The 26,286-nt window shown below is 32.5% G+C and carries 27 protein-coding genes and 1 pseudogene; 22 read left to right on the forward strand and 6 right to left on the reverse strand.

Going from position 1 to position 26,286, the window contains the following annotated elements; all coding sequences use genetic code 11:
* Positions 1-3: 3 nt before the first annotated feature.
* The 3 genes from ACW9W4_RS02870 to ACW9W4_RS02880 are packed head-to-tail and all read left to right on the forward strand — an operon-like array spanning position 4 to position 1,125.
* Entirely contained in the window at positions 4-633 is a 630-nt protein-coding gene (locus ACW9W4_RS02870; RefSeq protein WP_179362614.1) for a V-type ATP synthase subunit D, read from the forward strand.
* Between the two features lie 2 nt (positions 634-635).
* Entirely contained in the window at positions 636-761 is a 126-nt protein-coding gene (locus tag ACW9W4_RS02875; protein ID WP_457761023.1) for a hypothetical protein, read from the forward strand.
* Positions 762-816: 55 nt separating this feature from the next.
* Positions 817-1,125, forward strand: coding sequence for an ATP synthase subunit C (locus tag ACW9W4_RS02880; RefSeq protein ID WP_179360722.1), 309 nt, complete (start codon positions 817-819; stop codon positions 1,123-1,125).
* Positions 1,126-1,162: 37 nt separating this feature from the next.
* Here the strand turns inward: ACW9W4_RS02880 and pyrI are convergent, their stop codons facing one another.
* On the reverse strand, positions 1,163-1,624 hold the full coding sequence (gene pyrI / locus ACW9W4_RS02885) for an aspartate carbamoyltransferase regulatory subunit (RefSeq protein WP_457761024.1): 462 nt from the start codon (positions 1,622-1,624) through the stop codon (positions 1,163-1,165).
* A 41-nt stretch (positions 1,625-1,665) separates the two neighbouring features.
* Here pyrI and pyrB point away from each other — a divergent pair, with 41 nt between their 5' ends.
* The 4 genes and pseudogenes from pyrB to ACW9W4_RS02905 form a co-directional block, all read left to right on the forward strand.
* Complete coding sequence (gene pyrB / locus ACW9W4_RS02890) at positions 1,666-2,595, forward strand: aspartate carbamoyltransferase (protein ID WP_457761025.1); 930 nt, start codon at positions 1,666-1,668, stop codon at positions 2,593-2,595.
* A gap of 46 nt (positions 2,596-2,641) precedes the next feature.
* A complete protein-coding gene (locus tag ACW9W4_RS02895) occupies positions 2,642-3,349 on the forward strand; it encodes an LON peptidase substrate-binding domain-containing protein (protein WP_457761026.1) in 708 nt (235 codons plus the stop codon).
* A gap of 2 nt (positions 3,350-3,351) precedes the next feature.
* Positions 3,352-4,713 carry a PEFG-CTERM sorting domain-containing protein gene (locus ACW9W4_RS02900; RefSeq protein ID WP_457761027.1) on the forward strand — a complete coding sequence of 454 codons (1,362 nt, stop codon included), beginning with the start codon at positions 3,352-3,354 and terminating at the stop codon, positions 4,711-4,713.
* Positions 4,714-4,868: 155 nt separating this feature from the next.
* Positions 4,869-6,137 (forward strand): annotated as a pseudogene (locus tag ACW9W4_RS02905) (Cdc6/Cdc18 family protein); the annotation flags it as partial.
* 40 nt (positions 6,138-6,177) lie between these two features.
* On the opposite strand, the gene ACW9W4_RS02910 reads toward ACW9W4_RS02905, so the two are convergent.
* Positions 6,178-6,807: a hypothetical protein gene (locus tag ACW9W4_RS02910; protein ID WP_457761028.1), complete on the reverse strand. Its 630-nt coding sequence runs from the start codon at positions 6,805-6,807 to the stop codon at positions 6,178-6,180.
* Positions 6,808-7,189: 382 nt separating this feature from the next.
* Here ACW9W4_RS02910 and ACW9W4_RS02915 point away from each other — a divergent pair, with 382 nt between their 5' ends.
* Positions 7,190-8,059, forward strand: coding sequence for a hypothetical protein (locus ACW9W4_RS02915; RefSeq protein WP_457761029.1), 870 nt, complete (start codon positions 7,190-7,192; stop codon positions 8,057-8,059).
* 15 nt (positions 8,060-8,074) lie between these two features.
* Entirely contained in the window at positions 8,075-8,824 is a 750-nt protein-coding gene (locus tag ACW9W4_RS02920) for a peptidase (protein WP_457761030.1), read from the forward strand.
* A gap of 136 nt (positions 8,825-8,960) precedes the next feature.
* Here the strand turns inward: ACW9W4_RS02920 and ACW9W4_RS02925 are convergent, their stop codons facing one another.
* Positions 8,961-9,344, reverse strand: coding sequence for a CopG family ribbon-helix-helix protein (locus tag ACW9W4_RS02925; protein ID WP_457761031.1), 384 nt, complete (start codon positions 9,342-9,344; stop codon positions 8,961-8,963).
* 90 nt (positions 9,345-9,434) lie between these two features.
* Between ACW9W4_RS02925 and ACW9W4_RS02930 the strand changes: the two genes are divergently transcribed.
* From ACW9W4_RS02930 to ACW9W4_RS02940, 3 genes are read left to right on the forward strand one after another with little or no spacing between them, the layout of a single operon-like run.
* A complete protein-coding gene (locus tag ACW9W4_RS02930) occupies positions 9,435-10,313 on the forward strand; it encodes a metal ABC transporter solute-binding protein, Zn/Mn family (protein WP_457761032.1) in 879 nt (292 codons plus the stop codon).
* Positions 10,307-11,029, forward strand: a complete 723-nt coding sequence (locus ACW9W4_RS02935; protein ID WP_457761033.1) for a metal ABC transporter ATP-binding protein — start codon at positions 10,307-10,309, stop codon at positions 11,027-11,029. The genes ACW9W4_RS02930 and ACW9W4_RS02935 overlap by 7 nt, the downstream gene beginning before the upstream one ends.
* A 32-nt stretch (positions 11,030-11,061) precedes the next feature.
* Positions 11,062-11,850, forward strand: coding sequence for a metal ABC transporter permease (locus tag ACW9W4_RS02940; RefSeq protein WP_457761086.1), 789 nt, complete (start codon positions 11,062-11,064; stop codon positions 11,848-11,850).
* Here the strand turns inward: ACW9W4_RS02940 and ACW9W4_RS02945 are convergent.
* The gene (locus ACW9W4_RS02945; protein WP_457761034.1) at positions 11,840-14,617 is read right to left on the reverse strand and encodes a copper resistance CopC/CopD family protein; all 2,778 of its coding nucleotides are present in this window, start codon (positions 14,615-14,617) and stop codon (positions 11,840-11,842) included. The genes ACW9W4_RS02940 and ACW9W4_RS02945 overlap by 11 nt on opposite strands.
* Before the next feature lie 100 nt (positions 14,618-14,717).
* Between ACW9W4_RS02945 and ACW9W4_RS02950 the strand changes: the two genes are divergently transcribed.
* Positions 14,718-15,347 (forward strand): hypothetical protein, encoded by a 630-nt coding sequence (locus tag ACW9W4_RS02950; protein ID WP_457761035.1) that lies wholly within the window; start codon positions 14,718-14,720, stop codon positions 15,345-15,347.
* Between the two features lie 14 nt (positions 15,348-15,361).
* Here the strand turns inward: ACW9W4_RS02950 and ACW9W4_RS02955 are convergent, their stop codons facing one another.
* A complete protein-coding gene (locus ACW9W4_RS02955) occupies positions 15,362-16,243 on the reverse strand; it encodes a PEFG-CTERM sorting domain-containing protein (protein ID WP_457761036.1) in 882 nt (293 codons plus the stop codon).
* Between the two features lie 57 nt (positions 16,244-16,300).
* On the reverse strand, positions 16,301-17,119 hold the full coding sequence (locus ACW9W4_RS02960) for a CFI-box-CTERM domain-containing protein (RefSeq protein ID WP_457761037.1): 819 nt from the start codon (positions 17,117-17,119) through the stop codon (positions 16,301-16,303).
* 115 nt (positions 17,120-17,234) lie between these two features.
* On the opposite strand from ACW9W4_RS02960, the gene ACW9W4_RS02965 reads away from it, so the two are divergent.
* From ACW9W4_RS02965 to ACW9W4_RS03005, 9 genes are all read left to right on the forward strand, one after another.
* On the forward strand, positions 17,235-18,938 hold the full coding sequence (locus ACW9W4_RS02965; RefSeq protein ID WP_457761038.1) for a peptidase: 1,704 nt from the start codon (positions 17,235-17,237) through the stop codon (positions 18,936-18,938).
* A 33-nt stretch (positions 18,939-18,971) separates the two neighbouring features.
* Positions 18,972-19,178 carry a hypothetical protein gene (locus tag ACW9W4_RS02970; protein WP_457761039.1) on the forward strand — a complete coding sequence of 69 codons (207 nt, stop codon included), beginning with the start codon at positions 18,972-18,974 and terminating at the stop codon, positions 19,176-19,178.
* Positions 19,135-20,733 carry a peptidase gene (locus tag ACW9W4_RS02975; protein ID WP_457761040.1) on the forward strand — a complete coding sequence of 533 codons (1,599 nt, stop codon included), beginning with the start codon at positions 19,135-19,137 and terminating at the stop codon, positions 20,731-20,733. Before ACW9W4_RS02970 ends, ACW9W4_RS02975 begins: the two co-directional genes overlap by 44 nt.
* Positions 20,734-20,796: 63 nt before the next feature.
* The gene (locus tag ACW9W4_RS02980) at positions 20,797-21,189 is read left to right on the forward strand and encodes a hypothetical protein (protein WP_457761041.1); all 393 of its coding nucleotides are present in this window, start codon (positions 20,797-20,799) and stop codon (positions 21,187-21,189) included.
* Positions 21,182-21,682 carry a winged helix-turn-helix transcriptional regulator gene (locus ACW9W4_RS02985; protein ID WP_457761042.1) on the forward strand — a complete coding sequence of 167 codons (501 nt, stop codon included), beginning with the start codon at positions 21,182-21,184 and terminating at the stop codon, positions 21,680-21,682. The genes ACW9W4_RS02980 and ACW9W4_RS02985 overlap by 8 nt, the downstream gene beginning before the upstream one ends.
* Positions 21,636-22,910 (forward strand): peptidase, encoded by a 1,275-nt coding sequence (locus ACW9W4_RS02990; protein WP_457761043.1) that lies wholly within the window; start codon positions 21,636-21,638, stop codon positions 22,908-22,910. Before ACW9W4_RS02985 ends, ACW9W4_RS02990 begins: the two co-directional genes overlap by 47 nt.
* A 282-nt stretch (positions 22,911-23,192) precedes the next feature.
* Positions 23,193-23,855 (forward strand): hypothetical protein, encoded by a 663-nt coding sequence (locus ACW9W4_RS02995; RefSeq protein WP_457761044.1) that lies wholly within the window; start codon positions 23,193-23,195, stop codon positions 23,853-23,855.
* A gap of 12 nt (positions 23,856-23,867) precedes the next feature.
* Positions 23,868-24,491 carry a hypothetical protein gene (locus ACW9W4_RS03000; protein WP_457761045.1) on the forward strand — a complete coding sequence of 208 codons (624 nt, stop codon included), beginning with the start codon at positions 23,868-23,870 and terminating at the stop codon, positions 24,489-24,491.
* A 197-nt stretch (positions 24,492-24,688) separates the two neighbouring features.
* Positions 24,689-26,260: a peptidase gene (locus ACW9W4_RS03005; RefSeq protein WP_457761046.1), complete on the forward strand. Its 1,572-nt coding sequence runs from the start codon at positions 24,689-24,691 to the stop codon at positions 26,258-26,260.
* The last annotated feature ends 26 nt before the right edge of the window (positions 26,261-26,286 follow it).

Raw genomic sequence — 26,286 nt, forward strand, 5'->3', positions numbered from 1 at the left:
TGAATGTCATTTGGACAAAACGTTGCAGCAACAAAAATTGAACTTTTCAAATATAAAAAATCTACACAAATTGCTGTTATGGTTCAGCAAATTTTAGATGATAAACGTAAAGTTCTCTTAAAAAATATTGAAGAAATGATCCAAGAAGCTTCTAAAGCAAGAGGTGGAATTTGGGATCCTTTACAAGATATTTACAAAGCAGTAAACGAGGCATATCTGGCACTTGGTACTAACACTGTCGATTCTGTTGCAGAATCTACTCCGCCTGTTATGGAAGTAGAAGTTCATGTTAGAAGAGTTGTTGATGTAAAAATCCCTGCACTTACTGTAACTGAAAAAGATACAAAATCAATGCCTTATGGATTTGCAGATACTAATTCTTCAATTGATAGAGCAGCAAAACAAATCAAAGAACTAATGCCAAAAATTTGTAAAGCAGCAGAATATGAAAATTCTATCTTTAGTCTTGCAAAAGCATTAGAAAAGACACAAAAATTACTAAATGCACTTGAAAACGTCATTATTCCTCAATACAAAGAAAATATTCGATTTATCCTCTCAACTCTTGAAGAGAGAGAAAGAGAAGAATTCGCAAAGTTAAAAAAAGTCAAGGCAAAGATGGAAAGTAGATAATAATGGCAAAAGAAGAAATAAAAAAATTACTTGAAAACTCTAAGAAAGTTATAGAAAAAGATCATGAGGTTTTTTCAAAATCAATTAAAGACGATCTATTGTCTTTTAAAAAGAAAGCACTCAGTTAAACTGATATTTTATTATCATGATTTAAATATGGATTTAAGAGAGCCTGATCAGAAAATGAAACCTATCGTTTTACTACTTTTGGCAGCAGCAGTAATATCCGTAATTGGATCTACTGGAGTCGCATATGCTGCAGAAGGCGATGCAGCAGGAAGTTCTGATTCATTCAAGATTCTTGGTGCAGGATTAGCTTTCGGTCTAGCAGCATTTGGTGCAGGTATTGGTCTTGGCCAAGTAGGTGCAGCAGGACTTGCAGTAATTAGTGAGAACCCAGCACTACAGTCAAAAGTATTCATCTTCGTAGGTATGGTTGAATCAATCGCAATCTACGGTATAGTTATGATGTTTATCATCTTAGGACAATAGTCTAAACTACATATTTTTCAAATTTTTAAATAATTATTTAATTATATTTTAGCTGGTTAACATCCAAAACTCGTGCACAATATCTGCATTTGAGAACTCTTCCATCTTTGTTAATAACATCCATTACAGATTCAATGTGTTCTGTACTGTTTGTAATGCAATCAGGGTTTGAACATCTAAAAATTCTATCAATCTCATTTGGTAATGAGACTCTTCTCTTTTCAACAAGTTTGTATTCTTTAATCATGTTGATTGTTGCAGAGGGTGCGATTACTGCAATCTTGTTTGTATCATCATCTTTTAGAAACTTGTTTTCTACTTTGATGATGTCTTTTTTCTTAAATTTACCACTGGGAACATTCAAGGCTAAAGTAATTAGACTACCATCTTTACCATCAATTCGTAATGCATTGAGTACCTGAAGACCTTTCCCTTCGTCTATATGGTCAATTACAGTGCCCTCTTTAATTCGTCGAACCATAAGGTCGGACTGTTCCATCAGAATACTTTGTATAGTCACCTGTATATATTATTGAAAGAATGAACGAGTTCTACCAAAAAGATATCATCACAATTAAGGACTATACAAAAGATCAACTGGAATCTATCTTTACATCAACTGATAAAATTATGAAACTAAGCCTAGCTGAAAGAAGAGAAATATGCAAGGGTAAGACCTTGGGATATTTGTTTTATGAGCCAAGCACTAGAACTCGTCTTAGCTTTGATTCTGCTATGGCATCAATTGGTGGAAATTCTTTGGGAATATCTGATATAACATCTTCATCGACTCAAAAAGGTGAAAGTCTTGCTGATACTGTAAGGATAATGTCAATTTATTCAGATGTTTTAGTTTTGCGACATACTCTTGATGGCTCCAGTAGATTTGCTGCAGAAATTTCTGATAAACCAATAATCAATGCAGGCAGTGGTACAGAAGAACATCCAACTCAAGCAATTCAAGATCTGTATACCATTAAAAAAGAAAAGAAAAAGATTGACGGCCTAAAAATTGGAATTGTCGGTGATCTAAAGTATGGACGAACTGTTTACTCTCTATTACATGGACTAGGAAATTACGATGTTGATGTTAGATTAATTTCCCCTGAATCACTAAGAATAAGATCTGACTCTACATATGAAATCAAAAAGAAATTAGACTTTACTGAATCTACTAACATTGAAGATCATCTAGATGAGCTTGATGTCCTTTATGTAACAAGAATTCAAAAAGAGAGATTCCCTGATGAAGAAGAATATCTCAAAGTCAAAGGAAGTTATGTTGTGGGGTTAGATATGCTAAAGCGAATGAAAGATGATACAATAATTTTACATCCGTTACCAAGAATTGATGAAATCTCTGCAGACGTTGACAAAACAAAAAATGCAAAGTATTTTGAGCAAGCAGAGTATGGAAAACACACACGTGCTGCCCTATTGGGTATGATTCTAAATGAGAATGGATTTTAAGAAAATCCGTATTCCATATATCTAGAGACGTTTCAATAATGACTAGTTGACAGAAACAAAAATTATTCCAATATTTCCATTAGACTTGGTATTATTTCCTAGGCAAGAACTCCCACTTCGGATTTTTGAGCCTCGATACAAGCAATTAGTTGATGATTGTATGCTAGGTGATGGGCAATTTGGTGTATGTCTGATTGATGAAAATAATTCTATCAATGGCTGGAATTCCCCAAAATTAGTAGGTACTATTGCTAAAATTTCTAAATGTGAAGATGTAGAAATTGATGGATTACAATTACACATTGAAACAATTGGAAGAAATTCATTTAAAATTAAAAAAATCATTCCGCCATCTATTACACAACCTGCAAATTATGATCCTCTTTCCGTAGAAGGACACCAAGAAATTTCTGAGATACATGAGAAAGTTGGAACTGGAGAAAAAATGTACATTCAAGCAGAAGTTGAAATGATTCCTGAAATTGATGAGAACGTCTCATCTGAGAATTGGGAAAAACTAGTTCATTTATGGAAAAAGAAAATCATTAAACAAGCTTTACCTCAAACTGTTGATTCACATTCGTTAGATCATGTGTTGGAGCAGTACTATCTGAACACTGATACGCCTACAATTGATTACATTTACTCTTTAGCTGCAATTGGTGCCAAGGATCCAAATGAGTTACAAACAATTTTAGAGGCAACTACCATGGATGAACTAATTAAGCGAATGAAAGAATTGTTGACAGTATAGATATGATTTCATTAAAAAAATTAGTAATATTTGGATTAATTTCATGTCTGTTGTTTCCTGCAAGTAGTGTTTATGGACATGGATTTGGTCTTGATACTATTTCCTCAATAGACATTCAAGGAAAAAAACTATCAATTTCTGTAGAGATGCCCTTGACTTTTGAAAATGATCAAGAACAAATTACAATTACTGCAACTGAAGATGTAACAAAAGAAAATGCAAAAAATGTCACATTTCTGATTGGTTTATTTCATGAAAATGAAATGATATTTAGAAATTATTTCTTTGCTGAAGATGGTGTTTTACAAATTCAAGTAGAACCTACACAAGAAAATGAGATTACAATTCATGGTGAACAAGATTCTCTGCTTGGAGCATGGCATGGAACTGAATCTGAACCGCTTAAAATCACAGGACCTTTGTTTGATTCCAGTGGATTATACAATTTTGAAATTGAGATTCGAACAATTGATGAGCCTACAAATATCATAGAATCTGGAATTTATAATGCTGATTTGAGCGTAATTGAGACTGTATCATTTACTCAAAAAGATTCTGAAAATAATGATGTAGATTTTCGTTCAAAGTCATATTTTGATACAATTTCTAATTTCAAATATGATTATGAGGCAAATCAGGTTACGTTTGAAATGCCATTTGACTGGAGTGAAAAACAAATGTCACATGTTAATGTGGTTCATGTAGAGACACATTTTCCAAAATACTTTGACGAGTTTTTGGCACCTAGTTATTCAGGATATGTTAACGGAATTGAATTGTTCAAATCTTCAGTTTCTGTTGATGACTATACAGAAGATGATGAAAGAATAATTCATTTTGTTTTGTTACAAGATCATTTACGATATTTGAAAAATGAGATGAAAAAAGAGCTTGATGAATATCCTGAGAATATGATATTTACAATTTCTATGAGCAAAGATACTGCATTTCCTTTAGAAGCTTATACAAAAAGTGAAGATTTCAAAGTAAATTTATCGTGGGATCCAATGAATGTAGAACCTGGTGTTGATACTAATTTTATTTTCACAATTAGAGATGGAAGAACAAATGAACCCCTGAGAAGTTCTGACTATACATTTGTGATAATTCAAAATGGCGAGGAAATTCATCGTGCTTCTGGACAGGCTCAAGTTGGTGGCGAATTTGAGAAATTTACATTTACTGAAGATCAGACTGGCCCTACAATTATTAAATTTGAAAATATTAGAAACACAGGACAAGAAACTGAATTTGTTTTAGTGGTTGCACCTGAATTTGGAATTATTGTAATGGCTATACTAGTAGTTGGTATGATCAGTGTGATCGTACTTGGTACAAAACATCAAACTTTTTCTCTCAAGTAGAATAAATTTCTTGTAATTTGGTAGATTTTTTGCCTAAAAACTACTTTTATAATTATATGTGAGTTTCTAGTGGAATAAATGATCTTCTTTTGGATAAGAAAGAATTGCAAAAAATAGTTGCTGATGTAAGAAATTAAAACTCTGTATTTTCAAATAAATCTTATCTTGATAATTTGACTGTTCCAAAATCCATTATTGGCCGAGAGGATGAATCAAAAAAACTAGTTAATTATTTACTATCTTATGAGAAAGGTCTAGTTGTTCCACTGATTTCAATTTATGGTAGAAGCGGTTCTGGCAAATCTACTATAATTCAGTTTGTGTGTGAGAATCTTGATCTGGATTTTTGTTATGTTGATTTGCGTAAATCAAAAACTGTTTTTGGATGCATTAATTTGATTTTATCTGAATTAGGACATTTAAATCTTAAAAATGCTCAAGGAATTAATTCTGCCTTTGTGATTTTAGAGAAATTAATTTCAGAAAAATTTGAAAAATCTAATAATTCCCTTCTTGTATTATGTCTTGATGAATTTGATACATTGTTTTATGATAAAAGAGGGAAACCTTCTGATTTTATTTATAAATTACTTGTATTGATTGAAAAATTTAGAGCACTCTCAAAATATTTGTGCATTATAACAATATCCAATAAAATATTGTCAGAGTTTGATCTTGATGACAGAATTGTTTCAAGAATTGGTTCTTCTGAAGTTTACTTTAATTCCTATTCTCAAGATAATGTTCTAAAGATAATTCGTAATAGAGCAAAAAAATCATTTTCTAAACCAATTGATGAAGAAATTTTAAAATATTGTGCAAAAATTAGCTCAGAAGAGCATGGAGATGCACGACGTGCAATTGATTTACTTAGAACAAGCGGAGAATTGGCAGGTATTGAAAAGAAAAAAATTTCAAAGCAACATGTTGATGAAGCAATCAAACAACTGCAGAAAAACCAACTGACTACTATTATCAATGGTGGATCTTATCACTTTAGACTGGCATGTGCAGGACTAGCTAGACTCACATTTCTTAGTGAAGAACAATGGCATAGTACATCTGAATTATACAACCAATATCAGAAGATACTTGCTAAAGATCAGCGAAAAATATCATATCGGAGATTCTCTGAAATGCTTGTGGAACTGGTAAATTCTGGAATTGCAATTTCTCAGACTATTTCCAAGGGTAGGCAGGGATATGGAAGTCAATTCAAACTTACAGTGGATCCTGATTTGATAGGAATCTCTTGTTTTCATGAATGGTGGAAAGACGTAGTTGATGCAAAAATTTCACATGATGCAAAACAAAAATCTAAAGACATGTTGTCATTTGGAAGAAAAAAGTCTCATTTTTCAAATTTGTATAACATGTTAGATACTAACACTAAAGATAGTTGGAATGATTATGTGGGAAAGTAATTTGAAACGATCAGTATCTCCATGATTTTGCATCTAAACACTAATTTCTAATTCTCATCATTGCTACAATTGCAATAATTACCCCAATAACACCCACTCCAATTCCAACATATCCAACATCAATTTGCGAATTAGTTTCTTCCAAATTACTAACTGAATCTTTTAGTTCACTGACATCTTCAATTAGAGCAGTATGCCCGTCAATCATCTGCTGTATTGTAATATCTGATGGTTCGGGAAATTCAATGTATGAGCGTTCATCAACTTTTGGGGGATGCATTGACAAACTAACTGATGTTTCTTCAATTGTTCCCAAAATATTCACTTGATAAAATCCTGAAATCGTTGGATTGACAAAGGCATAGTATTTTCCAGGTGTATTATGATCAGGTGATAGTGGAAGTGTGATATCTTCTTCTTGATAAATTAATTTTAATTTTAAAGTTTTTTCCAATTCTTCTATTCCGTTTTGAAATTTTTGAGATTCTGCACATTTAATTGCTTTTGGAATTTCAGGACATGGAATTAATGGGTTGACAGATATCACAATTCCATTAGTTTCTTGACTTACCACGGGTTCCACCATCCATCCAATTTCTATTCTGTATTTGTCATCTATTGCATCAATTGTATGTGCATATGCATTAGGCACAATAAGAGAACATGACAATAAACCAAATATTAATAAAAATTTTCTATGTGTCATTTTTTTAACAATAATGAAATTGATATAACTTTCATAACAATAATTTAATGATTAACAATATTATACTTTAGGAAATTGGTACATCTATGTTAGATGTGTATACAAATGTACTAAACATTAATACAATTGTTAGTATTGCAGTGCTTGTAATAATCTGATGGATATTCTATTTTGTTTGACCATTTTGTATTAAAGTTCATGAATAAAATCAAATATTGTTACAGTTGAGTTTTATCCGATTAGTGCTCCCTAGTTTTGTTAAACGAGGGATGTGTGCTATGTTTGTACCAGTTCATTTTTCGAATGTACCAATTCGGTTTTAATTATTATTGGTATCTTTTATCTAATGAATAGAAAAGGTATCTTAATGATACTACCACTCATATGTGCAATTGCACTTATGTTTGTTCCATACGATGCTTATGCGCATAATGGGCATAATCATAATAAAGGATCTGGATGTACAGGCTGCACTCCTCCAACTTTGGGTGTTGATGGAAATGGAAAAAGATTGGTTTCAGGCGGAATCACAATTCTTGATCAAACATATGATGTTGAATTGTTCAAACAAGATCTGAATCCTCAACTTCTAAAAGTAGGTGAACCTGCAGAAATCATGTTAAAAATATATGATGAAACAGGTTATGACGATCTAAAACATATAGAGTTGTCTTTGGGTGTTGAAGATAAGTTGATTTCAGGTGTATTGGTTCCTTACAGTCCAGTAACTGTTGAATGGGATAAAACATTTGATGGAATGACTACTGTTTCTGAATCCAACAAAGAAAGTTTGGTAAAAGATATTGCTGTGCAGGTTGTGGATAATTCTCCTTTGATTGGATTAAAGTTCACATTTACTCCTACTCAGGAATTTAATGCAAATACCATTCTTGTAAAAGCATGGGATCAGAAAAGAAATGCAAACATAAATTATTTTTATAATGCATTAGAAATAATTCCATCCGAGTCTTCATTTCTACTGGCAAGTGCATCTGAACTATCATCTTCAGATTCTGATGATAACCAAGCAGAACTAACTTCTATGGACTTACCAATTGATAAAGTGGACTTACCAATTGATAAAGTAAACCAAGAGATTCAATGCAGTTCAGGCCAAGAACGTATGTTGCGAGTATCTGATATGAGCCCTGTGTGCGTTAGCGTATACCAGTCGTCTGTATTAATTGAGAATAATTGGGCCGTCTATGATCAATGATTCTTTTTGATTGACATGACCTCTTCTTTTTTTATTGCTTTTGTTTCTGTAATTGTGATTTTAGGTGTTATTCCATTAGCTGATGCTCATACTGCCAAAGTTGTTGGCGATTTTAAAATTGATATTGGATGGGAAATTGAACCTCCAATATACGGTGTTGATAATGCTATAGTGATTACTGTGTCTGTTGCTGATGAATCAGACAAGCTTCTTTATGACATGATATTTTTTAATAAAATTGATGACTCTAATGATGAAACCACAGAACAACATATTTTGGGATTGACAGATACTCTTGAATCTTACATCTTGGTTGAAAGTTCTAAAACTACGTTGATTTTAGAAGAAAATTCTGAAAAATTTGGAATGTATAGTGCAAAATACACCCCTACAGAAATTGGGATTCCGACAGTTCAACTGTCAGGTGTAATAAAGAATATTGAATTTGAATTGACATCTAAAATTGAAAAAATAGAAGAGGGTTCTGGTCCAAATGAAATTCCAGAATGGATTAAAAACAATGCAGAGTGGTGGGCAGAAGGCTCCATAGATGATGATTCATTCATTCAAGGAATTCAATATTTGATTAAAGAAGGTATATTACAAATTCCTCCAACAGAATCAAATACAAGTTCTGGTCCAAATGAAATTCCAGAATGGATTAAAAACAATGCAGAGTGGTGGGCAGAAGGCTCCATAGATGATGATTCATTCATTCAAGGAATGCAATATTTAGTTAATCGAGGAATTATCCAAATTGATTAATTCTAGGTTATCAGATTGATTTTGTTTATTATATGGTAAATTTACAGGAAAAAAATTAAACGTGATAAAAATAATTAACTTACTATTCAATTTTTTTAATTGATAAATAAATTTTTATTAATATTAAAATTTTACATTAAAGTGCTACCAGCTTCACGGTATCCATGTTTTTATTTCTCTGAAAATCTTTTGTAATTGTAGATACTTTTTCAGCATCGCCATTAATTACAAAAAGTTCCATGCATTTTTCTTTATCAATTTTACTGTGAAGATGTGTTGTGATCAAATCTTCAAAATTATGAGTGATTCCTGAAACTATGTGATCAAATTCATCATTATGAACAACTAAGAGAATAGCATGAATATTTCCTGATAAATCTGCTTTTTGTTTTTCTTCAGAAACAAACGTTCTGATTCCTGCTCTGATGGCCTCTGATCTACCTGAGAATCCCATAGAGGATTGGATCTTGTCTAATTCAGATAGAATCTCATCATTTAGAGAGATTGAAACTATTGGCATATGTCTGATGTTATTAATTATCTTATAAGTTTAGTAATTAATCTTATTAAGATTTTATAAATTTATTAATAATCTATATTGAACTGCTGCGTGAATACCCAAACTAAGATGGCAATAATTGCAATTGTAGTAGTAATTCCATTATCTTCTATTGCTGTTTATGGAACTAATACCAATCAACAGTTTACAAATAATGATACTTCTAAACTTTTAGCCATTTCATCATTTAATCCACTTCATGAATTTTCTCAAATTGTTGGAGGAGAAAAAATTGATGTAACTTTACTTGTTCCTGTTGGAGTAGAACCACATGATTGGGAACCTACAATAAAAGATGTTCAAAAAATGCACAAGTCTGATTTTATAATAATTAATGGAATAGGTTTTGAGAATTGGGTTGATGATTTAATTGAAAATAATTATCAGGGAATAATAGTTGACACTAGTAAGCAAATTCTAATTAAAGAAACAGATCCACATATTTGGTTAAATCCAGTTTTTGCAATAAACCAAGTAGGAAATATTGCATCAGCTTTTTCAAATTCAGATCCTGAAAATGCAGAATACTATATGACAAATGCTGCAAAATATAGTGAAAAATTACGTTCACTTGATTTAAAAATTAGAACTGATTTAACAGATTGCAAAAGTGATTTTATTGCATTCCATGATGCGTTCTCTTATTTTGCATATGAATATGGTTTAAATCAACATACTATTGTTGCAACAACTGATTCTCATGGGGAAGTAACTGCAAAAACATTAGAGAATGTTATTTTAACAGCTAGAGAATTAAACATTAACATAATTTTTAGTGAAGAAACTGTAAACACAAAAACTTCACAAATTATTGCAAATGAACTAGGTGGTAAAGTTTTAGTTTTATCTCCACTTGAGATTGTATCTGAAGATGATTATATTTCAAAAATGTCTCAAAACCTTGAAAATCTAAAGGAGGCATTATGTTGAAAGTAGTCGAAATCAACAACTTGACTGTTCAATATCCTGATGTTAAGGCTCTTGATGATGTTAGTTTAGTTGTTAACCAAGGTGATTTTCTAGGCATAATTGGGCCTAATGGGGCAGGAAAATCTACACTTTTTGCATCAATGCTTGGACTCAACACCAAATACAATGGTACAATCAAATTTTTTGATGAGGACATAAAAAAATCAAAAAATTATCTAAAAGAACTTGGATACGTTCCACAAAAGCCAATTTTTGAGAGCAATTTTCCAGTAACTGTTACTGATGTGGTTAGAATGGGAATCAGAAAAGAATCTGATGAGAATAAAATCGATGAAATTTTACAGCAATTGTGGATACACGAATTACGTGATAGACGGATAGGCGAATTGTCTGGTGGTCAACAACAACGTGTATTTATTGCAAAAGCCTTGGTAAATAATCCAAAAATTTTGATCTTAGATGAACCTGTGACAGGTATTGATCAGCAAAGCATTGATCTGTTTTACAGCATTCTTCGTGAATTAAATTCTAAACAAAAAATTACTATCATTTGGTCATCTCATGATTTGGATGCAGTAAACAAACTAGCAAATCATGTGGCATGTCTGAATAGAACTTTGTTCTTTCACGGTGAATCTGAAACATTTTTTTCAGATGATGAATTAGTAAAGCAATATTCTGAGGCCTCAATGCAGGAACACATGCATCATCATTAATCATGTCTTTTGAAATTCTAACTTTTAGTTTTATGCATAGAGCATTAATTTCTGGAGTTGCAATTGCAATTCTATGTTCAGTTGTTGGGCTGTTTCTAGTTTTAAGACGCTATTCATTGTTTGGCGATGCAATAGCCCATTCATCATTTGGTGGAATTGCTTTAGGATTACTGGCAGGTGTTTATCCTTTATGGACAGCATATGCTGTTTCTATAGCTAGTGCACTGGTAATTACTAAAATCAAAGACAGATACAACATTTCTGGTGATGCATCTATTGCCGTTTTATTGTCCTCAGGCATAGCAGTTGGGCTTGTAATTATTGGATTATCTGGAGGATTTACGATTGATATCTTTAGTTTTCTGTTTGGTAGTATTCTACTTGTTAGTGTAAATGACACTGTTCTAGTTTTAGCATTAACTGGAGTAATTCTAATTATAATTCTACTACTTTATCGCCAACTACTTTATTCGACATTCAATGAGGAACAAGCCAAAGTTAGTGGAATACCTGTAGAAAAAATAAATTACTTGATTGTTTTTATGGCAGGAATTACTGTAGTTACATCTATTCAACTTGTAGGCATATTGTTAATTTCAGCTCTCTTTGTAATTCCTAATGTTACAGCAATAATGTATGGTAAGGGATTCAAACAAACGGCAATCATTTCAATGAGTTTTTCTGTTTTTTCAGTCGTAGTGGGAATTCTAGTCTCTTACATCTTTGATATTACTCCTGCAGGAACCATTGTCTTAATTGCAATTGGTTTGCTTGCAGGAACTATGGGAATAAAATCAGCTGGATTGTTATCTAAGAATTAATCAAAGAATTTAATCTTCGTTTGTCCTTTACACCCTTTACAAAAAACAATGATGTTGCAATAATTCCTAAAGCAATCAACGGTGATGCAAGCTCAGTATATTTTATCTCTAAACCAGTTGATTCTTGTGCTAGTGAAATACTGACTGGAATTTCTGTTAACTTTACAGTACCGATTTTATTTGATTGTTGTTCGACAAACCAAACATTGTCATTCCCATCTGATGTCATAAACTGAATAAATGATGTTTCAGTTGGGATTGAAATCTCTATCAAATCATTGTTGTCTGGATCGTAAACTCCTATACTATCCACAGTATGTTGTGCAAACCAAATGTTTCCGTATCTATCAAATGTCATACCAAATGGCAATGCTTCCTTATCAGGCACAGTTATCTTGCTAAATGTCTCTAAAATTGGATTGAATTTAGTAATTGCCAAGCCTGTGTGCTCTGCAATCCATAGATTTCCATCATTGTCAAAAATCAAAGCTTCTGGTGCTTGTAATACTGTTTTAGTTGAAATCTGAGTTAGTTCATTGGTTTGAGGATTTATGAATCCTATCTTACCTGCACCTGTTGCTGAATACCAAATATTTCCATCTTTATCAATAGTTAATGCAAATGGAAATGATTGTCTGTCTGGCAGAATAATTTCTTCAAAGATATCTTCTTCTGGTAGATATTTTAGAATTCTATCTTTGTTGACAATTGTAATCCAAATGTTATCATCAAAATCTGCTTGAATGAATACTGGTGTATTTTCTGAAATTACTGGATCTAGTTTTGGAAGAGTTTTAGTAGTGATTTCTTTACTTTTAATGTCGATAAACCCAATTTGATTTCTTGGTGGATCTGTAAACCAAATTCTTCCTTTGTTATCTTGTGTTAGAAATGTTGAAACTAAGCCATCAAATGAATAAGATGTAAATTCATTTGTTTCAAGTGAAAATTCCCATAATCTGGGTGCAGATGCATCGCTAATCCACAAGGAATCTTTTCTATCATATACTGCGAATAGTGGTTTTGCCTCTTCTGGTAATTCATATTCAATTACTTGTGATTGAATATCTGTTAATCTAGGTTTTACAAGTAAATTCAACATTACTGATTCGTTTGCATTCTCAGTTCTTTTAGCTTCAATCTCAACTAACCATTCTCCTGAGAATCCAAACGTTAATTCTCCTTGGAATTGAATTGGATCAGATGGATTTTTTATTGACATTGGAACTTCTATTGGGGAAATATTCTTTGATGGATTTGATATCTTCACATGAATTTGATCTGAATCATAAAGTTGATTTCCTTCAAAATTACTTACTGTGACTAGAATTGTATTGACCCCGCTTGAAAATGGAGAAATATCAATATTGAATTTTGCATTTTCTGAAAATTCTATAGTTTTAAACCCATACACAATCTCTTGAGCATCAACTTTTTGAATTTCACCTGCAGGTAATGTTCCATTAGCAAGTAACGCAACCACTCCAAGTAGAATAATTCCTAATGTTGCATCTACCTTAAGTGATCTAGTTAATTTTTTATGAATAGAAATTTTTCCCGATGAATAATTTTTTTCTGCATTTTTTTGTATTTTAAATTGAAAAAAGCCTCCTAAAGCTACCATGATTGCAGCAATTGCTATTTTGAGAATGATTAATTGACCATACACTGATTCAGTGATTAGTCCAACATCACTTTCTAAGAACCACAAAAGTGTTGGACCTGTAATAATTACAATTCCTACTGAAATGATAAATGCTATTGAGAATCGTGGAATGAGTACTAAACTCATCTTTTCTTTGCTTGATTCTTTGAGTTGAGAAAATGTTGGTAATAATGTAAAGACAAAATAAAATATCCCACCTATCCATACTGCTGCAACTAGATTGTGAATGTAATCCAATACAACTGCAGGTATTTCTCCACTAGCTGCACCATGTCCAATTAGACTTGTAGTGGCAATTAATGCAAGTGACATCACAAGCATTGGAATCTGATTCTTTTTTGATAGAATTTTTTTCCTATCTAATCCAAACCAAATTCCTAGTAGAATTATTGTAATTACCATTCTGATCAGCCAAATATTCCCAAAGTCAGTTTGAATTGCATTTAATGGTGATGTTTCTAGTCGTATAGTCTGGACTGCAATCATCAAAATATCAGAAACGAAAACTAATCCAAGGCCAATTCCCGTAAGTGACATGAATTTTCCATGATGAATTGATTCAATTTTTTCTAATTCTTCTTTGATAGAATGTTTGTTTTGTGTTCCCCAAATCATCAAGGATGCAATTACAACTCCTAGGACAACTGTTTGACCAACAATTCCAGGAAATCTTGCACCTGCTTCAGGTAAAAATACAAGTTCTGATGGTCTTTCAACTCCTAACATATGAGGAGGAACTACAACATCTCCTACTGCAAACAAGAAAGCACCTGGAACAAGATGCCCATCTACTTTGGAGAGGACTTTGGTTGTTGCGGTATAAACTCCATCTTCCAATGGAGGTGTTGTAACAACAAGCGATAATTCCCCTTCATAGTAATTCGTATCTTTGTTATCTATTTGATTTCCATTATTGTCAAGTACTCTGAGTTCACTAAAGTTAATGTCAACTGGTTCTGAAAAAAATACAATTACTCTAGTTGTACCAGCAGGTGCATTGGATTCTAAGCTTGGAATAGTTTCTTCTGTAAATGGATGAGCTGCTGCTAATGGGATAGAAATGAATGATAAGACCAGTAAAAATATTAGAAATTTTCTCATTTATAGATAAGATCACTTAAGACAATTTAAACAGTTTACAAATTCTAAATTTGTACCAATTTACATAAAGATAATAACCTATTATCATTCATTGATGGTCGTGAAGATAGGATTTTTTGGCCTTGTGGCAATATTACTTTCAGTTGGAATGATTACTCCATCATTTGCGCATACTACTGTTCACGTAGAACAATATGAAATTGAAGTAGGATGGGGAATTGAGCCTCCCGTAGTTGGTATTAGAAATGATCTTGTTTTCAAGTTCACTGAGGCTGGAGAAACAGAAGGTACGCATAAAGCAGTTACTAATGTTTTCAAAAATATTGATGCTACAGTAATGTTTGGAGGCGCATCCAAAAAAATTGATATTAATTCTGATCCAAAACCGGGATATTATTTTTCATCTATAATTCCGACTAAAACCGGAAGTTATTCTGTAGAATTAAAGGGAGAAATTCGTGGTGTATCTGTTGATATAAAAATACCTGTGGAGGATGTAGAACCTACCGCAGTCTTAGATTTCCCTCCATCTTCTAGTGGAGGAGATGCTGATATTGCTGCTCTAAAAAATGCAATTTCATCTTTGCAACAAGATGTTTCTAAACTAAATTCAGGTGAAACTGTAATTTCTTCAAGTGGTGGTGAATCTTATGACTTTGCAATTTTTGGTTTATCCATTGCATCAGCAGCTATTATCTTGGCAATAATATCCCTAGTAAAAAGAAAATAGAAAAAGAGGAATTCCTAAAATCTTGGAACGACTCTAGATTTTGCAGTTACTGCTACGATGCTTATGATTGCAACAGCTAGTATCATCATTGCAATTGTACCAAATTCTGGGACAATGTTTGAGAATACAACTTCTTCACCAATTGGTCCTGTTTTAGGATCATCGACACCATAACCTTGGAAGGTAATAGTGATGTCTACTGGATCTGAAGAACTAAGTGTTGCTGTTGTATGTGCACCTTTACCATCGTGATGGTGTGCACCTTCATCGTGTAAAACTTCTTCACCATTTTGTGTTACCATGATATCATGGTTAACATGTTCTGCATCGTCAAATTCAATGGAAATTTCCATCATTTCACCTGCAGTTGGTGTTGAAGTCCAAATTGAAACCATTGTACCATCAGATAACATTCCGGTTGCAGTTGCTGCACCTTCCATGTGCATCATTTCACCATCGTCGTCACCATGATCGTCACCATGATCGTCTTCTTCAATTCCTTGTACTGTGATTATTCCTGCCATCCATGGATGAACTATACAGAAGTATGGTTGATCACCTACTTCAGTTGGGGTCCATTCATATGAGTTTCCAGCCATTACTAAACTGGAATCAAATACTACTCCAACTGAATCAGAATCTGTTGCTTCCCCTGATGTGAATGTATGTGCTGCACTATCTGTGTTTGAGAAAATTACTTTTCCACCAACATCAACAGTTGCAATACTCGGAACGAAACATCCTTCTGGTGTTTCTTCACATCCTGGAGAACCAGAACCTGCTGCCGGAATAACTGTCACTTCAGCATGATCTGCATATACACCTGGTGTCATTGCGACAATGCCAGCTGCGATAGCAAATAGTACGAAGAAAGAGCTAATTGCTTTAGTCTTCATTAAACAAATTACTTGGTTGGATACATAAAAACCTCACTGGAATTTCCAGACTTGGAACTAGTTTTTTCTAAACTGGTACAACTTTAGAATTCCCAATACAGGCATTCCAACATACATTCCAATATTTAGTAGAATAATGGATACACCATACCCTAACATTTCTTGCTCTGAATCAATATCTGCATGATTTAGCAAAGATAATGATGATAGCATTGGAGTCAATCCTATTTTTACAATTTCTTTGAAAACAGGATTTTCTCTTTCAAAGTCAGCGATATTAGGTGAAAATGAATAATAGAATTGATTAAATCCACTCATGAAAGCAACTCCAGACTTTGTGGATAAAACAGTATTATCTCGGAGTTCTCTTAGTTGTTGAATTTGTGGTGCCATTTCAGAACCATATGCCGCAGTTGCAATTAGACATCCACCATTTTCTTCAACTGGTGGAACATTATTGTTTGGTGTTGGTTGTGCATGTGCTTTCCCTACTGTAATATCAAATGATACTGTTTCAGTAGGAATTGGTTGAAATAAAATTCCCTCAATTTCAAAGTCCATTGAATACATACCTTCACCAAGATTGAATTCAATTGGGATCTTAACTGATCCAACTGATGTATGAGTTAGTGGAATTGGTCCAAAAACTTTTTCCCCATCTTTGGAAACTGAAACCGTATAATCAATATGTTCTTGAATTTTTTTGGTTTGAGGATTTAAAAAATCAATATCTATTTTTGTTTGAACATTTGGTTTTATTTCATCATACGTTAATTTTACATCAAGTGTCCCTTTCTCAGTAGGTAAAGTTTGGGATTCTGCAAATGCAGGAATAATCAATAATGGGATTAGTAATATTGCAAGTAAAATTTTCATACATCCACTTTAAAACTCGGAAATAAAAGTTGTACTCTATTTTTCAAATGAAAAAAATCGTCACGCATAGGAATACTGTACCAGCTTTAAATATGGAATAGATCCATTTTTTGTATTGTATACCAAATTTGCATTATTCATTTTAATTATTGGTATTTTTTCAATTGCTATTATTCTTCCTGATGCATTTGGACATGGACTTGGTGGAGATCAAGCACCACCATTATCTTTTGGTGATATGGAAGTAACTGTTAGAACACAATTGAGTCCATCAGACATTACAGTTGGTGAAATTGATTCTGCCAATATGCAAATACGTTTTTTTGATACGTTAACTGACAAGAATCTTGACAAAGTAACATACAGAATAGAAGTTTGGCAAAGTGGTGAACTCTTAGCTAGAAACCTATTCTATGACATGGATGGAAGATTAGATGTAAAAATTAAACCAAAAACTGGATGTAATGAAAGCCTTCTTGAAAAATGCTCCATTTATGGTGGTTCTGAACATGTTAGTGCGCCAGGTGCATTATTTGTTCAAGGTGCAGCATGTACTGACGATAATTTAGAAATATGTGGAAGACCATCAATTACAGGTCCTATATTTGTAAAAGGCGGATTATACAAAATTAGAGTTGACATTGAAGCTGCTACTAGTCCAAGAACAGTATTAGCTAATTTACTAAGCTATGAAACTTTTGTCAGTGTAGCACAAGAACAAAAATTTTCTTTCCAAACAGCAAATGCTGAAGAAGTTCCAGTCGTTGTAAAAACCTACTATGACGATGTTGATAACTTTGAATTTAATACATCTGATAATTCAATTTCGTTTGATATGCCATTTGATTGGAGTCCTGATTATGTAAATTTGGTACAAGTAGTACATGAAGAAGTAAGAGTTCCTAAAACATTTGCACCTTATGCAGATGGAAAGCAATTCAAAGGATATGTTAATGGTGTTGAAATTGATCAGAGAGCCTTACTAAATGATCCATACTCATCAGAGGATACAAACATTGTTCATTTCTTAATTACCAAAAATGAACTAGAAAAAATTAACGAAACTCTAGGTCCTTCTAATTATGATAATCCACAAATGGATTTGAAACTAGTTCCATTAGCAGAAGTCTCAAAAAGTTCTACCGAATTTTATCTTGTAGATACTAAAACCTTTGAACAAGTTCCAACAACAGTTAACCTTGCATGGGAAGGAAAATATGGTGCAAATCAAGAAATTCCATTTGAATTTACATTCTTTAATGAAAATAGAGAATTAATCAGAGACATAAAATATGCTTATGTTGTTTTAGATGAATTTGATAATGAAATTGCACGAAACGATGGTACTGACCCTCTAAATCCCGGGATTGTCTCAGTTGAAGGATTAGATGTGCAGAAAATCTTCGTTCCTTCTACTGGTCAGATTCGTGTTGACATTCTAGTTTATGGAACTGGATTGGATTATAATCCAAAATATGCTGGAATTGGTTCAGCAATTATTGAAATTGGTCCAGGTTCTTCAACTCCATCAATGCCTGAGAAAACACCTATTCCTTCTTGGATTAAAAACAATGCAGAATGGTGGGCAGCAGGACAAATCGATGACAGTTCATTTGTTCAAGGCATTCAATATTTGATTAAAGAAGATATTCTAAAAATTCCTCCAACTTCACAAGGAACTGGTTCTATCTCAAATGATATTCCAGCCTGGATTAAAAACAATGCAGAATGGTGGGCAGCAGGACAAATCGATGACAGTTCATTTGTTCAAGGTATTCAATATTTGATTAAAGAAGGAATTATGAGAATTCAATCATAGGTTTTTAAATAAATTCAGTAAAGTGATAGTATAATGAAAGACATCAATGATATCATGCCAAAAGTTCCTAATATGAGATGGGGAGCTTTGATGAATAAAGCTCCTACAAATGATAAAGTTGAAGAAATGAATAAAATTTTCCCTGACAACGGTAGATGGCATACAGTTTTTGAAGAACAAGATCAGATTACAGTTGATGGAAAAGAAATTAGAAAGAAAAATCCTGACAAGTGGACTTAGATTGAAAAGTAATTCATTACTTGTAATATTAATAATTTCATCTGTTTTGGTTATTGGATTTGATAATGTTTACGGTCATGGTGTGGGAAGTGAAACTTTTCCACCTGTTGATTTAAATGGTAAGCTGGTAACTTTAGAAGTATCATCCTCTACAAGTGATCCAAATACAAGTGATGATCAACAAATATCAATTTCATTAATTGACTTTAATTCAAAAATTACTCTACGAGATGTTACATTTCTTATAAAATCTGAACGTGGAGATCAGTTTCTTTTTGAAAAAGAATTCAAAGCAGATAACGGATTCCTTGTTTTTAATTTTGTATCTGAAGAGACTGATTCAATTATTTTAGAGGAAGAAAATGGAGGTGGGCTATTTGGTTCATTATTGGGTCTTGAAAGCAAAATGGTTCATGTTAAAGGACCTAGACTGAGTGAGGGAGGATTATACAAATTAGACGTTAGTGTATTAACTGCTGATGGATATTCTCAAAAATTAGATGAACCTCTAATTTTTAATGCTGGAATATCAATCGCACAAACATCTAGACATAATTTTGTTGATCCAAACTTTGGTGAACAAAGTATTCATGTTATATCCTATTATGATGAAATTTCAAATTTTAATTATGATCCTGACTCTAAAGAAATTAGCTTTTTTATGCCGTTTGAATGGAGTCAATCTAACATTAACCAAACATCAGTAGTTCATGAAGAGTTAGTTATCCCCAAAAAATTTGGTGATTTGCTAGTATCTGGATTTACAATGTATGTCAATGGGGTGCAATTATCCCAAGACATTGTAAATATTGATGATTTTTTCTCAGATGGGCGAATTGTTCATTTCATAATATACCAAAAAGAATTACAGAAAGTTTTTGATAATAATCCAAATCAAAATGGAATGAATTTTAAAATCAAATCTGATCGTGATTATACTCATCTAAGTGCAGTTACTGATAATGGACAATTTAGAATTCTTGTATTCTCAGAGCCAGACAATTTAAAATCAAATTCAAATGCAAAAATCCTTTTTGATGTAACTGATATTTTCTTAAAGAATAAGCCAGTTGCGACAAATTATGAATTTTCAGTAACTCAAAATGAAAGAATAATTTTTGAAAAAAATGGAATTAGTACTGATTCTAGAGATGTACATAATGTTGTGGAATTTATAATTCCAGATGATGTAACTGGTATTGTAAACTTGAATTTTAAAAATTTAGATGGTAACAAACTTGCAAAGGCAACATTTCCTATTGTAATTGACAGAATATTGTCAAATGAGATTTTAATTCCTTCTTGGATTAAAAACAATGCAGAATGGTGGGCAGCAGGACAAATTGATGATAAAGCATTCATTCAAGGAATTGAATATATGATTCAAAATAAAATTATTTTAATTCCACAAACTCAACAAGAAACTTCAGAATCTCAAGTAATTCCTTCTTGGATTAGAAGCAATGCAGAATGGTGGGCAGCAGGACAAATTGATGATAAAACATTTGTTCAGGGCTTGGAATTTATGATAAAATCTGGGATTCTTCGTGTTTGATCGATTCTTATTCGATCAATGAACCAGTCACTTTAAATTTCTAAAACAGTAATTTTGATCACTTTGTTTAGACCTGAGAGTATAGTTGAGAGAAAATCTACATTATTTTCTATCGTAGTTGCTGGTGTGATTGCAATTTTAGCTATGCCAATAATTATTCCTCATCTATTGCATGGGTATCATTTAGCACACATCTTTTTGCATGTTGGTGGAATTACACTTGCAGTCTTTATTTCTGTACTTGCAACTTTTGCGTATTACAGATTAAGAACAAAGCGGCTTTTACTTAGTGCTGCAGCTTTTACTAATTTTATTGCAGCGGAAATTGTTTTACTTGTAGATGCTACATGGCCTTCAGTATTTGATCTTGAAGGATTATCCCTTTCTGAGGTAGGACATTTATTGACCTTTGTCACATTAGGATTATTGGCTTTAGGAGTGTTTAGAAATGACTGATAGAGATTCACAATTACAAAAAATTATTGAAGAAAATCCTGGAATTCAATTCCGTGAAATTATGCGTTCATCTGGATTAAAAAATGGAGTTCTAAGTCACTATTTAGGAAAATTAGAGAAAACAGGAATTATCAAAGTAATTCGTGGACCACGACAAGCAAGATTCTTTTCGCCAAAAATTACTGAAGATGAATCAATTGTAATCAAAGCTTTACGAAAACAAACTCCACGTGATTTGTTACTTGCATTAATTGAAAACGATGGATTAGAATTCTCACAATTAGTTAGTAAAGTTAAGAAATCACCATCAACTGTTTCACTATATCTATCACAAATTGTAGATGATGGATTAGTTGAGATAAGATTAGTAGAACTCAAAAAGAGATATCATATTAAAGCAAGAGATCTTATTGATAAATTAATTGAAGATTATAGACCAAGCTTACTTGAAAAACCAACATCTGGATTCGAAGATATTATCAATTCCTTCTAGTGTTTTACAACTAACCATTCCTATATTTTTAGGATTATTCATTCTTCTATTATTTTCTACAATTGCTTATGCTGATGTTTTCATACCTGATAGTGAATATGCTGGATACTATGATTATGAAGGAGTTTACACTGTTGTTGGAAATGTAAAAAATCAAAATGATTTTGCATTGATTCCAATAATTACAATATCTGTTATTGATAATGATCAGACAAAAATTACTCATACATTACATCATGTACCGATACCTGCAATGACTGACATTCCATTTAAATTAAAATTTCCAGAGATTCGTGGTGACAATCCTGTTTTATTAAATGCTGAATTAGAGTATTATAAAACCAAAAAAAATCCTATTCCTATACAAATTATCTATGATAAAACTTTGATTACTCATGAAGATGGTCATGTTACTGGTAGAATAACAAATATTGGAAATCAAACAGTATACAATCCTAAAATATTTGCAATAGTTCATGGCTATGAAAAATATATCTTAGATGTTGCTCAAAATATCAAACCGATTGAAAAAATTGAACCAAGACAAATACTAAATTTTACGATATACCCTGATCCTTCTGTATCTGAACCCGTTCGTTTCTATTCATGTTTTGCACCAGTTGATACTACTGTAATTCCTATCACTGCAAAGAAAGATGGTGGGGATTTTGATTTTAGATATGATTCAGGAGCTTGGTATTCTGCAGCAAAATTTGATGAATCAGGGACAACACTTAGCGTAAGAGGATACAATAGTTATCCACTAGAGACATATGCTAATTTTGAATTTCCTCCAATTTCAGGTGATGAAAAATTTTCTGTTACACTAAATGATGAACCTGTAGAATTTATTCAAAGTATTGATGAGATGGGATTTTGGCATGTTGCATTTACAGTAGGACCAACTTCCCAAGGTACGCTCAAAATTTCAGGTTTTGATAAAGGATTACCTCCAGAATTACCAAAAATTCCCCAGTGGATTAAGACTAATGCTGATTGGTGGAGTACAAACCAAATTTCAGACTCAGAATTTCTTGAAGGAATAGATTTTCTTTTTGAAAAACAAATTGTATCGGTACCTGAAAGAGATATGATTTCAGAATCACAATGGAGCATTCCTTCATGGGTAAAACTTTCTACTGAATGGTGGTATGAAGAAAAAATTTCCGATGATGATTTTTTAAATATGATTGAGAATCTTGTTAAAAGAAAAATTATCGTAATCTAGAAATTTTAGGCAACTATTCTATATCTACCATAAATAATGTATGCATCAATTAACAATATTCCAATTGCAGCAGCTATGAACCAATCTCTGATTGTAGAATATTCCATTTCATATTCAAGGTTAGAACTTAGAATTACAAATATTTCATTTAAGGTCTGCTCATCAAGGAATTCAATATTTAATTAGTAATGGAATATTGAAAGTCTAGTCTTTGTAATTCGTACCAGTACATTTTACTAATGTACCAATTTTGTTTTTAATGTAATCTTAAGATCATCATCAATGACTATTCTAAAACAGAACAGAATATCTATGATTGCATGTACCTCGATACTAACAGTTGCATTAGCATTTGGTGGTTTTTCATTTGCAAGTCACAGTTTTGAAGCAGGTGTTGCTGAAGGAACTATTCCTGACAACACACACATCAGATTAGATGGTATGACACTTCCACCAGGAGGAGTTTTCCCATTGTATGATGCAAGTCCAAACTATGTTTCAGGACATTTCTTGTTAACATCTCCTTGTGAACCAGTTTCAGAAGGCGATGATACGTATCAACCCCTAGTTACAGCAATTGCAGGCCACATTGATGAACACGCATCAGGTACACATATGGAACCAATTCCATTGTTTTACATAAACACTGTATCTTCACCAGCATTTGGTAATGGTGGCGCTCAATGTGTATTCCATGCACATATTCCTGATCCACTAAATGGTGGCGCTCCAAGAGTTACTGATATTGATTTAGTAAATCTTTCAGGTGCTGACATTGAGTTTAAGCCAGGACATATTGTTGATATCAATGTACAAAGAGTTCTTGGAAGTATTGCTGATGATCCATATACAGGAGGACCGGTAGTAATTTTAGAACGAAATGTAATCTATGATCTAAATGATGCAGACCATACAAACGATGGATTAGGACATTCATCCCAATAGGTGATTATGAAAATGAATACAAACAAAACACAACTTTTCTTGGTTGCAACCATTGCATCTGTAATGGTTTTAGCAGGAGTTGCATCTGAGCAAGCATTTGCTCATGGTGGACAAGTAATTTCATTTGTACTCCCTAATGGAGAACATCGATTGATAACTGTAATCATGGGACATAACAGTGAACCAACAGCAGCACAAGAAACTGGAAAGCATGATGGTAACCATCCAATGGAATTATTCATCAGTGATACTAGAACAGGATTAAATCTTGGAACAGCTGATTTGACTGTTGATAAATACTATTACGAGGATGATAAAGCATTCAACAAAGCTGTCCAAAAAGGTTTTGAACCATTAGAGACTGACGTACCAGTAACAGCTGTTCATGGAGATCCAGGTCACTACTTTGCTAGACAAATTCTAGCACAACCAGGAATCTATGGATATCATGTAACTGGAACTGTAAATTACTTTGACGTAATGGATGTCCCAATAGATGTAAAGGCAATATGCCGTGACGTTCCAGATCCTTCAGCATTTAACAATCCATCATGGTTTGGTGGATTTGGTTGTACTGGAGATATAGATGACGGCCAATTCCCAGGAAAAAAAGTTAAGCACGATAAAGACGATTAACTAACTATTCCAAACTATTTTTTTTATTTTTCATACATCCTACGAATGTAACAATTTTGTTTTTATCTATACTGATAAAATAATTTCATACTAGCCATAGTTAGGTGAGAAACGGAGGAGTCATCTTGGTATCAGTTTCTCACTTTATTTTTTTAAATTAATGAATTTTAATAATAGATCTTCCTAGCTATAGAAACTTGAAAATTCTATTAACTTCAATTATTATGTGCATATTTTTTTCAATTGGACTAGTTCCAGATGTTTTTAGTCATGGTCTAGGTGGGGAAGTTCTTCCACCCGTAGATATTAATGGAAAAGATGCAACATTGTCTATTGAAATTTCTCCATCAGTATATGATGAAAATAATTCTGAAACAAATATTTCATTAAGGTTGAATGAGGCAGATTCATCTGCAATTATTGAACATGTAACATTTGAATTTAAGTTAAAAAAAGAAGATAAAACAATTTTCAAAGATGTTTTTCATGATGAGCTTGGAAACTTAAACATCAAAGTTGTAACTAACAATTCAGATAAAATAATCATCCAAGGAAGCAAAGAGCCTCTTTCTGGTGGTTGGATGAAGAAAGACTTTGAGCCTATAGTCATTAAAGGACCTGTTTTTACATCTGGCGGATTGTATGAATATTCAGTAAAAATTCTTACAATTGATTCTGATTCTAATTTACTAGATGAAAAAATAATCCTTCAAGGAGCAATTAGTCTTGCTGAAAATAATTCTTTTGAGGTGAAAAGTAAATTAAATGAAGATTATATCATTCAACTGATTTCATATTTTGATAAAATTAATAATTTTTCTTTTGATTCAAACACAATAAAATTTTCAATGCCGTTTGACTGGAATCAAAATCTTGACCAACTTAGTGTCGTACATGAAGAAATAAGAGTTCCTAACACATTTAGTGATTTTCTTTCAACAACTTACACTGCAACAGTAAATGATATCACATTACCTACGGATGCAGTAACAATTGATGATTACTCTTTTGAAGACAGAACAATTCACATTGTCTTGAATCAAAAACTAATCAAGGAAATTCGTGATAATGCAATTATTAATTCAGATAAAGTGATGACGTTTGAATTAAAACCCAGCGCACAGGTAACATTTCCTCTAGAATTTACAACACCTGATCTGAGATACAAAGTATTTCTTTCTTGGGAGCCTGAAATTATTCGTACATCAGATGAGATAACGTTTTTTGTAAGTTTTGAAGAATTATTCTCTGATAGGTCTCAAAAATTAATTGAATATGATCTAGTAATTATGCAAAAGGAATCTGAAATCGATTCAAAACATCTGGTAGGAAATGCAAATTCTATTAATCCTAATATTCATAAAATAATTTTTAATGATGATAAATCTGGTTCAGCAAATTTTGTTTTATCAAATATTAACGGACATTCATTGTCTAAAGGAAATTTCATTATCGTGATAAATCCATCAAACCAGGCTCAATCTAGCGTTAAATCTGACATTCCATCTTGGATTAAAACCAACGCTGGTTGGTGGTCAGATGGTACAATAGATGATGCTTCATTCATTCAAGGAATACAATTCCTAATCAAAGAAGGTATAATGCAAATTCCATATACTGTTCAGAACTCTGAATTAAAATTAACTGACATTCCATCTTGGATTAAAACCAACGCTGGTTGGTGGTCAGATGGTACAATAGATGATGCTTCATTCATTCAAGGAATACAATTCCTAATCAAAGAAGGCATAATACAAATTCAAAACTGAATAATCTTATTATACAAATTTTAATC

It is taken from the genome of Candidatus Nitrosopumilus sp. bin_7KS (assembly GCF_054095835.1).